Annotated in this window: 13 protein-coding genes; 10 read left to right on the top strand and 3 right to left on the bottom strand. The window is 37.9% G+C overall.

The window, feature by feature from the left end:
* The first annotated feature begins 41 nt into the window (after positions 1–41).
* Both IGL48_RS02505 and IGL48_RS02510 read left to right on the top strand, forming a co-directional pair.
* Positions 42–1,946, top strand: a complete 1,905-nt coding sequence (locus IGL48_RS02505) for a heavy metal translocating P-type ATPase (RefSeq protein WP_033594587.1) — start codon at positions 42–44, stop codon at positions 1,944–1,946.
* 35 nt (positions 1,947–1,981) lie between these two features.
* A complete protein-coding gene (locus tag IGL48_RS02510) occupies positions 1,982–2,701 on the top strand; it encodes an MgtC/SapB family protein (protein ID WP_002361276.1) in 720 nt (239 codons plus the stop codon).
* Positions 2,702–2,748: 47 nt separating this feature from the next.
* Here the strand turns inward: IGL48_RS02510 and IGL48_RS02515 are convergent, their stop codons facing one another.
* Both IGL48_RS02515 and IGL48_RS02520 read right to left on the bottom strand, forming a co-directional pair.
* Positions 2,749–3,486 (bottom strand): amino acid ABC transporter ATP-binding protein, encoded by a 738-nt coding sequence (locus tag IGL48_RS02515; protein ID WP_002355616.1) that lies wholly within the window; start codon positions 3,484–3,486, stop codon positions 2,749–2,751.
* Between the two features lies 1 nt (position 3,487).
* Positions 3,488–5,656, bottom strand: coding sequence for an amino acid ABC transporter substrate-binding protein/permease (locus IGL48_RS02520; RefSeq protein ID WP_002361277.1), 2,169 nt, complete (start codon positions 5,654–5,656; stop codon positions 3,488–3,490).
* 278 nt (positions 5,657–5,934) lie between these two features.
* Between IGL48_RS02520 and uvrB the strand changes: the two genes are divergently transcribed.
* From uvrB to IGL48_RS02560, 8 genes are all read left to right on the top strand, one after another.
* The gene (gene uvrB, locus IGL48_RS02525) at positions 5,935–7,932 is read left to right on the top strand and encodes an excinuclease ABC subunit UvrB (RefSeq protein ID WP_002355618.1); all 1,998 of its coding nucleotides are present in this window, start codon (positions 5,935–5,937) and stop codon (positions 7,930–7,932) included.
* 117 nt (positions 7,933–8,049) lie between these two features.
* On the top strand, positions 8,050–10,869 hold the full coding sequence (uvrA, locus tag IGL48_RS02530) for an excinuclease ABC subunit UvrA (RefSeq protein WP_010821437.1): 2,820 nt from the start codon (positions 8,050–8,052) through the stop codon (positions 10,867–10,869).
* Between the two features lie 171 nt (positions 10,870–11,040).
* Entirely contained in the window at positions 11,041–11,835 is a 795-nt protein-coding gene (locus tag IGL48_RS02535; protein ID WP_002398108.1) for a YusW family protein, read from the top strand.
* A gap of 165 nt (positions 11,836–12,000) precedes the next feature.
* Positions 12,001–12,888 (top strand): RNase adapter RapZ, encoded by an 888-nt coding sequence (gene rapZ, locus IGL48_RS02540; protein WP_002355625.1) that lies wholly within the window; start codon positions 12,001–12,003, stop codon positions 12,886–12,888.
* Positions 12,888–13,883 carry a gluconeogenesis factor YvcK family protein gene (locus IGL48_RS02545; RefSeq protein ID WP_002355627.1) on the top strand — a complete coding sequence of 332 codons (996 nt, stop codon included), beginning with the start codon at positions 12,888–12,890 and terminating at the stop codon, positions 13,881–13,883. The genes rapZ and IGL48_RS02545 overlap by 1 nt, the downstream gene beginning before the upstream one ends.
* A 33-nt stretch (positions 13,884–13,916) precedes the next feature.
* Positions 13,917–14,852, top strand: a complete 936-nt coding sequence (whiA, locus tag IGL48_RS02550) for a DNA-binding protein WhiA (protein WP_002358736.1) — start codon at positions 13,917–13,919, stop codon at positions 14,850–14,852.
* Between the two features lie 232 nt (positions 14,853–15,084).
* Positions 15,085–16,008, top strand: coding sequence for a PEP phosphonomutase (locus tag IGL48_RS02555; protein WP_002358737.1), 924 nt, complete (start codon positions 15,085–15,087; stop codon positions 16,006–16,008).
* A gap of 112 nt (positions 16,009–16,120) precedes the next feature.
* A complete protein-coding gene (locus IGL48_RS02560) occupies positions 16,121–16,639 on the top strand; it encodes a DsbA family protein (RefSeq protein WP_010777424.1) in 519 nt (172 codons plus the stop codon).
* A 44-nt stretch (positions 16,640–16,683) separates the two neighbouring features.
* Here the strand turns inward: IGL48_RS02560 and clpP are convergent, their stop codons facing one another.
* Complete coding sequence (gene clpP / locus IGL48_RS02565) at positions 16,684–17,277, bottom strand: ATP-dependent Clp endopeptidase proteolytic subunit ClpP (protein ID WP_002355633.1); 594 nt, start codon at positions 17,275–17,277, stop codon at positions 16,684–16,686.
* Between the last annotated feature and the right edge of the window lie 39 nt (positions 17,278–17,316).

A 17,316-nucleotide genomic window follows, 5' to 3' on the forward strand; every position in this document is an offset into this window, starting at 1 on the left:
TTCATATGAATAGGAAAACATTAATGAGGAGGCGCATAACAATGTCAAAACAAACAGGTGCACACACACATGAAGAAAAAGGTAAAAACGTTCCAGTTATTCTCTTTTTTACAGGATTGGCTCTTTTCTTTATCGGTTTATTTTTAGGGAACATGCTCTTAGTGAAAAATATTCTTTTCTCGTTAGCTGCTATTTTAGCTGGTTATCATATTATTGGGGAAGGCTTTGGAGATACGTATCGGGATACGAAAAACAATCGAAAGTTTTCGCCTAATATTCATTTGTTAATGACCTTAGCTGCAGTTGGTTCAGCATTAATGGGAAGTTTTGAAGAATCAGCATTGTTGATTTTGATTTTTGCGGCGGCGCATTTCCTTGAAGATTACGCTCAAGGCAAAAGCCAACGTGAAATTACAAAACTATTAAATTTAAATCCAACAGAAGCTCGATTGATAACAGACGATGGCTCAATTCAAACTGTGTCAGTTGAACAATTGAAGATTGGTGACCGCGTGCAAGTCCTCAATGGTGCGCAAATTCCGACAGATGGCGTCGTGATTGAAGGAAGTACCGCTGTGGATGAATCATCTATTAATGGGGAAAGTATTCCCAAAGAAAAAAATAGCGGGGACGCAGTTTTTGGTAGTACCATGAACGGTTCAGGCACAATTGTTGTTGAAGTAACGAAAGATAGTTCAGAAACAGTTTTTGCAAAAATCGTACAGCTCGTGAACCAATCACAAGAAAATCAATCAGAAATTGCAAGCAAAATTAAACGATTTGAACCAAAATATGTCACACTAGTTTTAGCAGTTTTTCCACTAATTGTTTTAGGTGGCGCATTACTTTTCCAATTGACTTGGGCTGAAAGTTTTTACAGAGGCTTGGTCTTCTTAATTGCTGCCTCCCCTTGTGCATTAGCAGCGAGTGCCGTTCCGGCAACTTTATCAGGAATTTCCAATTTAGCGAAACAAGGCGTTTTGTTTAAAGGTGGCTCATTCTTATCAAATTTAGCTGAAGTGAAAGCACTCGCTTTTGATAAAACAGGCACACTAACAAAAGGCAAACCTGAGGTCACAGATTATCTTTTTGTTGATGGCTTAGAAGATCGCCAAGACGAATTAGTAGCTGTTTTAACAAATATGGAGAAAAAATCCAATCATCCATTGGCGACGGCGATTGTTAATCGCTTTGAAGCAGAAACAACGGCTTTAAATTTAGAAGTAGAAAATATTGTCGGGGTGGGTTTAGTAACGACCATTGCAGACACAACTTTTAGAATTGGTAAACCATCTAGTTTCGAACAAGTGCCAACAATCATTGAGAAACAAACAACGAAATTAGCGAGTGAAGGCAAAACGGTAGTGTACTTTGCCGAAAATGAACAAGTGATTGGTTTAGTGGCATTGATGGATGTTCCTAATGAAGAAGCAATGAACGCCATTCACTATTTCAAGTCACAAAATATTGAAACAACAATGATTACAGGAGATGCAAAACTTACGGGTGAAGCAGTTGGTCGCTTAGTAGGCGTGGACCAAGTTTTTGCTAATGTTTTACCTGAGGAAAAATCAGCGATTGTTGATCAATTAAAACGCGAAGTAGGAATGACAGGGATGGTTGGTGATGGCATTAACGATGCGCCCGCTTTAGTGAATGCTGACATCGGAGTGGCGATGGGGGATGGTACAGACATTGCTATCGATGTTGCAGACGTGGTAGTGATGAAAAATGATCTTTCTAAATTAGGCTATGCTCACCGTGTCTCAAAACGCTTGAATAAAATTGTGCAGCAAAATATTATTTTTTCAATGTTAGTGGTAGCAACGTTGATTATCTTGAACTTTTTAGGTATTGCGAATATCGCATTTAGCGTACTTATTCATGAAGGAAGTACCTTAGTGGTCATTTTTAATGGCTTGCGTTTATTAGTTAATACAAAATAAGTCAAATAGTCACTTGCAAGAAAGGAGAGAAAGCGATGAATTCTTTAAAAATGATTGAACTTTCTCTCACCGACGTTGTCATTCGGATGGCTCTAGCCGTGGTTTTTGGAGCATTGATTGGGTTAGAAAGAAGTATTAAAAGAAAAGGCTTCGGTATCAGTAGTAATGCCATTTTATGTTTGGCCTCTTGTACGATTTCCATTTTACAGATTCAATCGGTGGATATTTTAGTCGATGTGGTGAAACAAAATAGCGCCTTGGCATCCATTATTTCTATGGATATTACACGATATGGCGCCCAAGTGATTAGTGGTGTAGGCTTTCTCGGTGCGGGGATTATCGTTTTTAGAGAAAGGAAAGTTTCTGGGTTAACGACAGCAGTAATGATGTGGAATGTTACTATTATTGGTTTAGTCATTGGGATGGGCTTTTTAACCATTGCATTTATCAATCTCGTGGCAACTTTGCTAGTATTAGCTCTGGCCCATTTTAAACGAAAAACTCCTTTAAAACGATTGCAGCTTATCGTAAAAATGAAGGAACCCATGATTAAAGAAAGCCGACTGCATGAACAACTTCAAGCTTCTTTAGAAAAAGGGGAGCGCTTAGTAGAATTGACTTTGGAATCCGAACAAGAGGCAGTGACAGCAAAGATTTCTTATGTAGGCAAAGAAGATTTCTGGCATTCCAACTTGCACCATCTCTTAAAAGAAAAAGGGCACGTTCAATCTGTCTCTGTCACGGAAACAATTTAACCATAAAATAAAGCACTTGGGCGCTAGCGCGCGCCAAGTGCTTTTGTTTAAATATTTAATACTTTATCTAAGAAATCTTTTGTTCGAGGGTTTTGAGGATTTTCAAAGACTTGCTCTGGCGAACCATCTTCTAGGAAGTTACCGCCATCAATGAACATTACTCGATTAGCCACTTCTTTTGCAAAGCCCATTTCGTGAGTAACGATGACCATTGTCATTCCTTGTTTTGCTAAATCTTTCATTACACCAAGAACATCGCCAACCATTTCTGGATCAAGGGCTGATGTTGGCTCATCGAAAAGCATAATATCAGGATTCATCGCTAACGCACGTGCAATTGCGACACGTTGTTTTTGACCACCAGATAAAGAATCTGGATAGGCATCTTTTTTATCTGCCAACCCAACACGTTCTAAAAGTTCTAACGCTTTTTTCTCCGCTTCGTCTTTTGATAAGCGGCCTAAATCGGTTGGTGCTAAAACAATATTTTCTAAAATAGATAAATGTGGGAACAAATTGAAATGTTGGAAAACCATGCCGATATGTTGACGGACTTGGTTGATGTCCGTATTTTTATCTGTCAAGTTCGCACCATCAATAATAATGTCTCCGCTAGAAGCTTCTTCTAATTGATTCAAGCAACGTAAAAAAGTACTTTTACCAGAACCAGAAGGACCGATGACGCAGACTACATCGCCTTCGTTAATAGAAACATTAATGTCGTTTAAGACCGTGTTGTCACCATATTTTTTTACTAAATGTTCAACTAAGATTTTTTCAGTCATATTAGTTCACCTTCTTTTCAAGGTTTTTCGCTAATTTAGTTAAGCTAGTAATTAAAATTAAGTAGATTAACGCAATAACGAAGTAAACCATTGTACTTTGTAATGTCCGAGCAACAATAATTTTTCCTGTTTGTAGTAGTTCGATTAAGCCAATTGCTGAAAGGATAGTTGTATCTTTCAATGAAATAACAAATTGGTTAATGAATGAAGGAATCATAATGCGAATCGCTTGTGGTAAAATAATTTTTTGCATTGTCCGATTATAGGAAAGACCCAAACTTCTTGAAGCTTCCATTTGGCCAACTGGAACAGCTTTGATTCCGCCGCGCACAATTTCAGAAATATAGGCACTGGCATTTAAAGTTAATGTGATAATCCCGGCAATGAAGACCGGGATATTAAAGCCAAGCACACCAGGTAATCCGAAATAGATGAAGAACGCTAAGACCATTAAAGGAATTCCACGAATTAAATCAACATAAATGGTTGAAAGTACACGTAATGCTTTGATTGGTGAAACGCTGAATAGCCCAAAAATAACGCCGACAATTAAAGCAAGTACGAAGGAAATCAACGTTAATAGAATCGTCATCCATAAACCGTGTAACAATTGTTTCCAGTTGTTTTGCATGAAGCCAACAAACGTAGATTCGTCAGCTGTTTCTTCTTTGGCTTCGTTGCCATCTTTCACGTAAGTGCCGATAATTTTATCGTATTCACCTGTACGTTTCATTTCTTTTAAGCCTTCGTTAAACATTTCAAGTAGTTCAGGATTTTGCCCTTTTTTGACAGCAAAACCGTAAGAACCACCTTTTTCACGAGGAATTGGTGTCGCTAGTGGTTGATTTTGCGCAACCCCATAGCCAATGACAGGATAATCATCCATCATGGCATCAACTTCGCCAATTTCTAATGCACTGTATAATGCATCAGTTGTGTCTAAATACTTAATTGAGTAATCATATTTCTTTTTATTTTTTTCTAAGAAATCAGCACTTTCAGTACCAATTTTTACGCCGACTTTTTTGCCTTTTAAATCATCATACGATTTAATTTTGTCATTGCCTTTTTTGACCGCAATTTGAATGCCGCTATCAAAGTAAGGAACAGAGAAGTCGAAGGCTTTTTTACGATCATCCGTAATCGTCATGCCTGCAACCATCCCATCTGCTTGACCAGATTCAACAGCTTGGACAGCAGAACTAAAACCAATAAATTTAAATTCAACAGTAAAACCTTGCAATTCAGCTGCACGTTTGACTAAATCTACATCAATTCCGACATAATCGCCTTGGGCATTTTGAAACTCAAACGGAGCAAATGTAGAATCACTAGCAATCACATATTTCTCTTTTTTAGGAGTGATTTTTTTCATCTGTTCGCCAGCGTCTTGTGTGTTTGTTTCATCGCCTGTCGCTAAGTAGTTGTTTAAAATTTTATCATAAGTACCATTGTCTTTAAGATTTTTCAAACCAGCGTTGAACTTTTTGATTAATTCAGGGTTTTGACCTTTTTTCACTGCGAAACCATAAGAACTGCCTGTTTCTTTATCGCCAACTAATTGTAATTTTTGGCCATTTTTAACTGCGTAGCCCAATACAGGATAATCATCAACGATTGCATCCGCTTCGCCGTTTTCTAAGGCTTTATAAAGACCCGTTGCATCGTCAAAATTTTTGATGGTGTAGTCATATTTCTCTTTATTTTTTTCAAGGAAGTTGGCACTTTCAGTTCCAACTTTAGCCGCAACCGTTTTGCCTTTTAAATCATCATATGATTTAATTTTGTCGTTTCCTTTTTTAACCGCTAATTGTAAACCGCTATCGAAGTATGGATCTGAAAAATCAAAGGATTTTTTTCGCTCATCCGTAATACTCATTCCAGCAATCATGCCATCAATTTGTTTAGATTGAATCGCTTGGACTGCACTATCGAAGCCTAATGGTTTTAAATCCACTTCAAAATCTTGATCTTTGGCAATCGCATCTAATAAATCAACGTCAATACCAATGTATTTTCCTTTTGAGTCTTGGAATTCAAAAGGGGCGAATGTTAAATCCGTTCCAATTGTATATTTCTTTCCTTCTGCATGTGCTGAAGTGCCACTAATGAATGTTAGCAGAGTTACCATCATCACAAAGAAAGAAAGTAAAAAGTGTTTCCTTTTCATAAAATACCTCCTAGTTTTGCATATTGAACAATTATATAGTAAGAAATAGGAAGCTGACAAGTATTTGAACGCTAAAAAGAGAAAAAAACTCTAATTTCCTTACATTGTATGTTACAAAATGTAACATAGAAATTAAGAACAAAAGATTAAGATCAGTTGAAGTCCGAAACAGCAAAAGTGGCGAAAATATGTTCGGTATGTTAAACTAATAAGTGGACATTCTGCCAGAATGGGCCGATAATTTAAGAGAAATTAGACACTTTGAGGGGGAGTTATAAATGATCGAAAGAGAAACTTCCAATACCTTTCATTTGGCTTCTAAATATGAGCCTGCCGGAGATCAGCCAGCCGCTATTGCTGAACTAGTTGACGGTGTCAAAGGTGGAGAAAAAGCTCAAATTTTACTTGGAGCGACCGGAACAGGTAAAACATTTACAATCTCTAATGTGATTCAAGAAGTGAACAAACCAACATTAGTGATTGCACATAATAAAACACTAGCTGGACAATTATACGGGGAATTTAAAGAATTTTTCCCAGATAATGCGGTCGAGTATTTTGTCAGTTACTATGATTATTATCAACCAGAAGCATATGTACCCTCAAGTGATACATATATTGAAAAAGATTCCAGTATTAATGATGAAATTGATAAACTACGCCATTCAGCGACAAGTTCTTTATTGGAACGAAACGATGTCATCGTGGTAGCATCAGTTTCTTGTATTTTTGGTTTAGGGGATCCGCGGGAATACAGTCAACAAGTTGTTTCATTACGTGTGGGAATGGAAATGGATCGTAATGAGTTACTAAAAAGCTTAGTCGATATTCAATTCGAACGAAATGATATTGATTTTCAACGGGGGCGTTTTCGTGTCCGCGGTGATGTGGTTGAGATATTCCCAGCTTCACGGGATGAGCATGCGCTACGTGTTGAATTTTTCGGAGACGAAATTGATCGAATTCGTGAAGTAGATGCGTTAACTGGTGAAATTGTCGGCGAAACAGAGCATGTCGCTATTTTTCCGGCAACACACTTCGTGACGAACGAAGAACATATGGAACACGCCATTTCGCAGATCCAAGAAGAATTAGAGGCACGTTTGAAAGTGCTTCGCAGTGAAAACAAATTATTGGAAGCCCAACGTTTGGAACAGCGAACTAACTATGATATTGAGATGATGAGAGAGATGGGCTATACGTCAGGGATTGAGAATTACTCTCGACATATGGACGGTCGCCAAGAGGGAGAGCCGCCGTATACGCTGTTGGACTTTTTCCCAGATGACTTCTTACTTGTAATCGATGAGTCTCATGTAACAATGCCGCAAATTAGAGGGATGTATAATGGCGACCGAGCACGGAAACAAATGTTAGTGGACTATGGTTTCCGTTTACCAAGTGCACTTGATAACCGACCGCTTCGTTTAGAAGAATTTGAACAACATGTAAACCAAATTGTTTATGTATCGGCAACACCAGGCCCTTATGAAATGGAACAAACAGAGACGGTTGTTCAACAAATCATTCGGCCAACAGGTTTACTAGATCCAGAAGTAGAAATCCGCCCAATTATGGGTCAAATTGATGACTTGGTGGGCGAAATTCATGAACGGATCGAAAAAGATCAGCGGGTGTTTGTCACAACCTTAACGAAGAAAATGGCCGAAGATTTAACCGACTATTTCAAAGAATTAGGCTTAAAAGTTAAATATTTGCATAGTGATATAAAAACACTGGAAAGAACGGAGATTATTCGCGATTTACGATTAGGCGAATTTGATATTCTAATAGGTATTAACTTATTACGTGAAGGAATCGATGTGCCAGAAGTTTCCTTAATTGCGATTCTAGATGCGGATAAAGAAGGCTTCTTACGTAGTGAACGCTCATTAGTGCAAACGATGGGACGGGCTGCCCGGAACGCCGAAGGAAAAGTCATTATGTATGCAGATAAAATCACCGATTCGATGCAACGAGCTATGGATGAAACGGCACGACGTCGGGCAATCCAAGAAGCATATAATGAAGAACATGGCATTGAACCAAAAACAATTATTAAAGAAATTCGTGATTTGATTTCTATTTCCAAAACAGCTGATAAAGATGAAACAGTGGTTCAATTGGATAAATCATATGAAGATTTATCAAGACAAGAAAAAGCTGATTTATTAATGAAACTTGAAAGAGAAATGAAAGATGCGGCCAAAGCGTTAGACTTCGAAACTGCAGCCACATTACGAGATACCATTCTTGAATTGAAAGCTGCCAAATAAGTCAACCAACGGATTAAGTAAAAGATACGATGAACCATCGTATCTTTTACTAATCTTTTCTCTATAGAATGACTTGAAATGATTTGACGTAAGAGATTTAGTAAAAGGAGAACATATATGGCAAATGATAAAATTGTGATTCATGGTGCACGCGCCCATAATTTAAAAAATATTGATGTCACGATTCCTCGTGACAAAATGGTTGTTGTAACTGGACTATCTGGTTCTGGCAAAAGTTCATTAGCATTTGATACGCTTTACGCAGAAGGGCAACGACGTTATGTAGAGAGTCTCTCTGCTTATGCGCGACAATTTTTGGGACAGATGGATAAACCAGATGTTGACAGCATCGATGGTTTAAGTCCAGCTATTTCAATTGATCAAAAGACGACAAGTAAAAACCCGCGCTCAACGGTGGGGACGGTCACAGAAATCAATGATTATTTACGATTGTTATTTGCTCGGGTAGGTCATCCAATTTGTCCTAACGATCATATTGAAATTACCAGTCAGTCTGTTGAACAGATGGTTGATAAAGTCTTAGAGCTACCAGAGCGAACAAAAATTCAAATTTTGGCGCCTGTTGTGGTCAAGAAAAAAGGCCAACATAAAAAAGTGTTTGAAATGATCCAACGTGAAGGTTATGTCAGAATGCGGGTGGATGGTGAAACCTATGATGTTAGTGAGGCACCAGAACTTGAAAAAAATAAAAAACATGATATTGCGATTGTGATTGACCGTATCGTTGTGAAAGAAGGTATTCGCTCTCGCTTGTTTGATTCGTTTGAAGCGGCTTTGCGTTTAGCTGAAGGTTACGCAATTGTTGATGTGATTGGTCAAGAAGAGATGTTGTTTAGTGAACATTATGCTTGTCCTTATTGTGGGTTCACAGTCGGTGAATTGGAACCGCGCTTGTTTTCATTTAATGCACCATTTGGCGCTTGTCCCGATTGTGATGGTTTAGGTGTTAAATTAGAAGTGGACAAAGACTTAGTGATTCCAGATCCCACTAAAACCTTGAGAGAAGGAGCCATTGTTCCGTGGAACCCTATTAGTTCCCAATATTATCCACAAATGTTGGAACAAGCAGCCACCAGTTTTGGGATTGATATGGATACGCCATTTGAAGAATTACCTGCAGAGCAACAAGAAATTATTTTAAATGGTTCTGGCGAGAAAAACTTTCATTTTCATTATGAAAATGACTTTGGTGGTGTTCGTGATGTGGAAGTGCCATTTGAAGGGATTTTAAAAAATATTAAACGACGTTATCATGAAACAAATAGCGATTTTACACGAGATCAAATGCGGTTATACATGACAGAATTGACTTGTCGAAGCTGTCAAGGGTATCGTTTGAATCCGCAAGCTTTAGCTGTAAAAATCAATGGCACGCACATTGGTGAAGTCAGTGAATTAGCAATAAAAAATGCGGTCCAATTTTTTGAAGGTGTGTCTTTATCTGAACAAGAAACAACGATTGCTCGGCCAATTTTAAAAGAAGTCGAAGATCGGTTAACCTTCTTAAAAAATGTCGGGTTAGATTACTTAACCTTAAGTCGAGCTGCTGGTACACTTTCTGGCGGAGAAGCACAAAGAATTCGCTTAGCAACACAAATTGGATCAAACTTATCAGGCGTCCTTTACATTTTAGATGAACCGTCAATTGGTTTGCATCAACGAGATAACGACCGCTTGATTGACTCATTGAAAAAAATGCGGGACTTAGGCAATACATTAATTGTGGTGGAACACGATGAAGATACAATGATGGCTTCGGATTACTTGATTGATGTGGGACCTGGTGCTGGACATCTGGGCGGTGAAATTGTAGCCGCTGGTACGCCGGAAGAGGTTGCTAAAAATCCGCATTCATTGACTGGACAATATCTTTCTGGGAAAAAAGTGATTCCTGTACCAAAAGAACGTCGCAAAGGTAATGGCAAAGCGATCAAAGTCACTGGTGCCAGTGAAAATAATTTAAAAAATGTCAGTGTTGAATTTCCGCTGGGTGAATTTGTTGCTGTCACAGGCGTTTCAGGTTCAGGGAAAAGTACTTTAGTCAATCAAATTTTAAAAAAAGCACTGGCCCAAAAATTAAATCGTAATTCCAATAAACCTGGGAAACACAAAAGTATCACTGGCTATGAAGCCATTGAAAAGATTGTTGACATTGATCAAAGTCCAATTGGTCGAACACCAAGAAGTAATCCAGCGACTTATACTAGTGTTTTTGATGACATTCGCGATTTGTTTGCCCAAACAAATGAAGCTAAGGTTCGTGGCTATAAAAAAGGTCGCTTTAGTTTTAACGTCAAAGGTGGCCGTTGTGAAGCTTGTCGCGGGGATGGTATCATCAAAATTGAAATGCACTTTTTACCTGACGTCTATGTGCCGTGCGAAGTTTGTCATGGCAAACGTTATAATTCTGAGACGTTAGAAGTTCATTATAAAGGCAAAAACATTTCTGATATTTTAGATATGACGGTGGAAGATGCCGTAGAATTTTTCAAACATATCCCTAAAATTCATCGTAAATTGCAAACAATTGTGGATGTAGGCTTAGGCTATGTGACATTGGGGCAGCCAGCAACTACTTTATCTGGTGGGGAAGCACAGCGGATGAAGCTAGCGAGTGAACTTCATAAAAATTCTAATGGGAAAAACTTTTATATTCTGGATGAACCAACAACAGGCTTGCATACCGATGATATTGCGCGGTTGCTTCTAGTATTAGAGCGTTTAGTGGAAGCGGGCAATACCGTTTTAGTGATTGAACATAACTTGGATGTCATCAAATCTGCGGATCATGTGATTGATCTAGGGCCAGAAGGTGGCGACGGTGGTGGGACAATCGTGGCGACAGGAACACCAGAAGAAGTTGCTAAAGTCAAAGACAGTTACACAGGATATTATTTAAAACGTGTTCTGAAATAAACATTAATGATTAGATAAAGAATCTTGTTTTTATGGGAAACAAGGTTCTTTTATTATAAAATAACAAATATTTTTTAACGAAAATTAAAAATAAATGTTGACTTAATGTGTAATTAAAAGATATACTATGTTTGTTAACAAAATAACAATGAACACGAAGGGAAGTCTTAAATGAAAAACAAAAAAATAACAACAGGTTTATTAACAGCAGGAATGGTCTTAGCTATCGGAATCACACCTTTTGTACATAGTAACACAATGGAAGCAGCGACCTTAATTTCACAATCAGACCATGAAAAAGTAATGGGCTTTACCAAGAAAGACTTAAAAGAAGCAACGGGCATTCAATTGGAGCCGGCGACAGTACAAGCCGTTCATCAGGAATTAAAGCAACAAATCACCTGGGAAACATTAGGCTATTCCACAATTGATGCGCAAAATATTGCGACACGTTTTACACAAAATACATATCAGGCTCTGGGGATTTTAACAGATATCGCCAACCATTCAGACCTTCAATTGAAAGTCATTACCATTAATAATCCCTATCTAGCAACAGCTAAAATTGGTACCTTTAAGTGGGAAACTGTAACTCCTGAAGTTGGTGGGGACCATGAAACAGCAGACAATGAACTAACCACACCGACACCAACTGTTGCCAGTCTTCAAGAGATTGATGTAGAAATCGAATACGACGAAAATGAAATTGAGTTCACCTATGAAATAAAATCGAACGGAACAATTGAAGCAACGTATGAAGATGAATCTGCTGATTTAGAATTAGAAGGTAAGGCAGCACAAGACAAAATCATGACTCTTTTAGATGGATTGTCAATCAAAACAGCTACAAATGAACAAATTAAAGAACACATTACGAAAAAGTTAGCCGTGAATGAACAAGTAAAACAATTTGAGTTTGAAGCTAATTTTACTGATAAAACAGAAATTGAGTTTGTATTAAAATAACACAGAGTTATATAGTATAATTCAGCAATTAAAACAGCATTGACAAAAATGTCAATGCTGTTTTTCTATGAAAGAATAGAAATCTTTATAAGAATGATTGAAAAGCTTTCTTTGATACGCCCGGGGTGTTATAATATAGTGATGCAAGTGAAGGGAGTGTTGAATATGCCAGAAAATTTACAACTGGTTATTATTACAGGAATGAGTGGCGCTGGAAAAACAGTCGCTGTTCAAAGCTTTGAAGACATGGGCTATTTCTGTATCGACAATTTACCACCAAGCTTAATCCCAAAATTTTGGGAATTAATTAAAGAATCTGGAAAAGTTACCAAGATTGCGTTAGTGATTGATTTACGTTCACGGACCTTCTTTAGAGAAATTCAGGATATGTTAGTCGAACTTGAAAATACTAATTTTATTGATACAACGATTTTATTTTTAGATGCCACCGATGAAGAGTTGGTTTCTCGTTATAAAGAGACACGGCGTGCGCATCCAATGGCGATGGATGGTTTAGTGACAGAAGGTATTCGTAAAGAACGTGCAATGCTGGAAGAAATCAAGGCGGATGCTCAGTTGGTTATTGATACCACGGACTTGTCCCCTCGTCAATTGCGGGAACGTTTGAATAAAGAACTAGCAACGAGAGAGACACACGAATTTCGAGTGGAAATGGTGTCCTTCGGCTTTAAATATGGTTTGCCGATTGATGCAGATATCGTTATGGATGTTCGCTTTTTACCTAATCCCCATTATATTGATGAACTACGGCCGTTAACTGGAATGGATCAACCTGTTTATGATTATGTGATGGGCTTCCCAGAAACAGATGAATTTTATACAAAATTTATCGATTTACTGCGAACAGTCTTACCTGGATATAAAAAAGAAGGTAAAAGTAGCGTTACCATTGCAATTGGCTGTACTGGCGGACAACATCGCTCTGTTGCATTGACAGAACGTGTTGGCGCTGAATTAAAAGAGGAAGATTACCATGTAAATATTACCCACCGCGACCGCTTAAAAAGAAAAGAAACGGTTAATCGCTCTTAATGAAAACCTATCGAATTCGTAAACCGAAGATTGTGGTTGTTGGTGGTGGAACAGGCTTGCCAGTAATTTTAAAAAGTTTAAGAAATCAAAGTGTTGATATTACTGCCGTCGTAACGGTCGCTGATGATGGCGGTAGTAGTGGCGAGCTTCGTTCCTCTATTAATAACATGACACCTCCGGGAGATTTAAGAAATGTTTTAGTGGCATTGTCAGATATGCCACAATTATATGAAGATATTTTTCAATATCGTTTTGATAAATCAGATAGTCATTTTGCCAATCATGCAATCGGTAATTTAATCATTGCTGCTGTCTCAGAAATGAGAGGAAGTACGTATGAAGCGATTCAATTGCTTTCAAAAATGATGCATGTTGATGGACGGATTTATCCATCATCAGAACGGCCATTAACGTTACATGCCGTATTTAAAGATGGCTCAGTGGCGGTGGGAGAATCAAAAATTGCACTGGATCGCAAGACAATTGACCATGTGTTTGTGACAAATACACACGGAGAAGAACAGCCAAGAGCTGCGCGCAAAGTCGTCAAAGCAATTGAAGAAGCAGACATGGTCGTGTTAGGACCAGGGAGTCTTTTTACAAGTATTTTACCTAATTTAGTTATTACAGAAATTGGTGAAGCCATCAAACAAACGGCAGCCGAAGTAGTCTATATTTGTAACATCATGACCCAAAAAGGGGAAACGGAACATTTTACGGATGCCGATCATGTTCGTGTCTTAAACGAGCATCTACAAGCGCAGTTTGTTGATACAGTGTTGGTTAACACAGAAAAAGTACCAGAAAATTATATGGATCCTGAAATTTATGATGAATATTTAGTTCAAGTAAAGCATGATTTTCAAGGATTACGTGAAGAAGGTTGCCGAGTCATTTCGACAGACTTTTTAGAATTAAGAGATGGCGGAGTTTTTCATGATGGGGAAAAAGTTGTTGAAGAACTTTTCCGTATCGTATTTGGAACGAAATATTAATTAATCAAAAGAATCAAGAGAGGAGGAGCTTAGATGTCTTTTGCCTCGGATGTCAAAAAAGAGTTGACTGGTTTAGAAGTCCATCGAGAACACGCGAAAGCAGAATTAGCAGCATTAATTCGGATGAACGGCTCACTTAGCTTAGTTAATCAACAGTTTGTCTTGAATGTACAAACGGAAAATGCTGCAATTGCTCGTCGAATGTATTCATTGCTGAAAGATCATTACCATGCACAAGCAGAATTATTAGTTCGTAAAAAAATGAAACTAAAGAAAAATAATGTTTACATTGTGCGTCTAAAACAAGATACACAAAAAATTCTAGCTGATTTGGATATTATGGATGGGGTCGTTTTTAATGGCAATGTGTCAAATGAAATCATGGGTAACGCGCAAAAAATGCGTTCCTATTTACGTGGAGCCTTCATGGCTTCTGGCTCAGTTAATAATCCGGAAACAAGTCGCTATCATTTAGAAATTTTTTCAATTTATGAAGAACACAATAATGATATTTGTAAGATGTTGAATTACTATGACTTAAACGCTCGAACATTGGGACGCCGAAATGGGTATATTTGTTATTTAAAAGGTGCTGAAAAAATTGCCGACTTTTTAACATTAATTGGTGCCACGAACTCTATGTTGAAATTTGAAGATGTCCGGATTGTCCGTGATATGCGGAATTCAGTAAATCGTTTAGTAAATTGCGAAACAGCGAATTTAAATAAAACCATTGATGCGGCTTCAAAACAAATTGAAAATATTCAATTTATTGAAAGTACAGTAGGGCTGACGTCATTACCAGAGAAACTTCAGGAAATCGCAGAATTACGGTTAGAGTATCCAGAAGTTAGTCTCAAAGAACTAGGGGAAATGATTCCTTCAGGAGCTATTTCTAAGTCAGGTATTAATCATCGTATTCGAAAAATTAATGAATTTGCAGAAAAATTACGAGAAAAAAGTGCGTAACTTTTCTGCTCCAGAAGTGAAGAATAACATTTCCGTTTGAAGTGCTATCCTTCACTTTTTCTTTAAGCGTGTAAAAAAAATAAAGTGTGCAAAAAGTGTGTAGTACTGAAGTGTAGTGTTTACCTGTGGTTTAAAGAAACGACGTTGGCACGAATGTTGCATGTAATAAAATGCAAGCGATTACTTATTGCTGTTTTTAACTAAAACATTAAAAACTATTGGAGGGGTCAAAATGGTTCAACGATTAATTAGTGCAAATGCATCAGAAATCAAACGGATGTCAAAAGAAGAGCTGTTTCAGAGTATTAAAGCGAGCGAAGGGCGCGTAATTTTATCGGAAAATGTGGTAGTTCATCCATCCGTAGCAGGTGATATCACTTGTGCGGAAATGTCAAAAGCATATGGCGCAGACATGATTTTATTGAATGTTTTCGATGTTAATCAACCGATTGTAGTAGCCGCTTATGAAGGGCAATATACTGCGGAAACATGTGTCCCTAATGATGAGGTTGTTCATCGTTTGAAAGAACTAGTCGGTTTACCGATTGGCATGAATGTCGAACCTGTTGATGAAAATTTAGACTTAGCTTCAACGAGAGTTTCGATTGAACCAGGTAGAAAAGCATCGGCAGCTACTTTCAAAAAAGCCAATGAACTGGGTTTGGATTTTATCTTATTGACAGGTAATCCAGGAACTGGCGTGACCAACGACTTGATTGCTAAGAACGTGGCCTTAGCCAAAAAACATTTTGACGGTATCATTATTGCCGGAAAAATGCACAGTTCAGGCGTAGATGAACCAGTGGTCAGTTTAAAATCAGCTGAACAATTTATTGAAGCGGGCGCTGATATTGTCTTAGTCCCAGCAGTCGGCACGGTTTGGGGCATCGATGATCAACAAGTCAAAGAAGTTGTGGATTTTGCACATTCAAAAGGAAAATTAGTTATGAGTGCCATTGGAACTTCACAAGAAAGTGCTCAACCTGAAGTTATCCAAGCAATCGGCATTAGAAATAAAATTTTAGGCGTAGATATTCAACATATTGGCGATGCCAATATGGGCTTAGTTGGTATTGAAAATATTAAAGAGCTTTCTGATGCGATACGTGGGAAAAGACATACTGTTGCTAGAATGGCTCGTTCGATTAATCGTTAAAAAAGTGAACAGAGGCACGAATTCAGAAAATTTGAATTCGTGTCTTATGATTTTTTTATTGAAAAACGGTATACTAAAAGAGAAATAAAGGTTTGAAAGGATGAGGTTTTTTATGGATATTTCAGTAATTGATGCAACAAAAGTTAACACAGAAACAGGGCTTCACATTGGTGAGCGAAATGCCCCTGTCAAAATGATAGAATTTATCAATGTTCGCTGTCCTTATTGCAGAAAATGGTTTGAAGAGTCTGAGGAACTGTTAGCACAATCTGTCAAAAGTGGTAAAGTTGAACGTATCATTAAGTTGTTTGATAAAGAAAAAGAAAGTTTACAACGCGGCAATGTGATGCATCACTACATTGACTATTCAGCGCCTGAACAAGCACTGTCAGCATTGCATAAAATGTTTGCTACGCAAGATGAATGGGGAAACTTAACCTTAGAAGAAGTAGCGACGTATGCTGAAAAAAATCTGGGCTTAAAAGAACAAAAAGATGCAACGCTTGTTTCCGCAGTGATTGCTGAAGCCAATGCGGCGCACATTCAATTTGTGCCAACGATCGTCATTGGTGAGCATATCTTTGACGAAAGTGTTACTGAAGAAGAATTACGAGGATACATTGAAAAATAAAAAAAATGGAAACAGCGACTGTCGCTGTTTCCATTTTTTTATTTTTAATTTAAGGCGCTACTATTTTCCATTACTTCATCGATTAAACCATATTCTTTTGCTTGTTCGGCAGTCATATAGTTATCACGATCGGTATCACGTTCAATCACTTCAATTGGTTGGCCAGTTCGTTCAGCTAAAATTGAATTTAAACGTTGACGAGTATCTAAAATGTGACGAGCAGCAATTTCAATTTCTGTTGCTTGCCCTTGAGCGCCACCAAGTGGTTGGTGAATCATGATTTCCGCATTTGGTAAAGCGAAACGTTTGCCTTTTTGACCAGCTGTTAATAAGAAGCTACCCATTGAAGCCGCCATTCCTAATACGATCGTTTGGACATCCGCTTTAACGAAATTCATGGTATCGAAAATCGCTAAGCCTGCAGAAACGCTGCCACCAGGAGAGTTAATGTACAAGTAAATGTCTTTTTCTGAATCTTGGGCATCTAAGAATAATAACTGTGCAATCACTGAGTTTGCCACATTATCATCGATAGGGCCGCTTAGCATAATGATGCGGTCTTTTAATAAACGAGAGTAAATGTCATAAGCACGTTCACCGCGAGATGATTGTTCAATAACTGTTGGAATTAAATTCATAAGTAAATCCTCCTATATAAAGAAACTTTTAAAGTCATT

This window comes from Enterococcus sp. DIV1090, assembly GCF_050537975.1.
In the GTDB taxonomy this organism is placed as follows: domain Bacteria; phylum Bacillota; class Bacilli; order Lactobacillales; family Enterococcaceae; genus Enterococcus; species Enterococcus faecalis.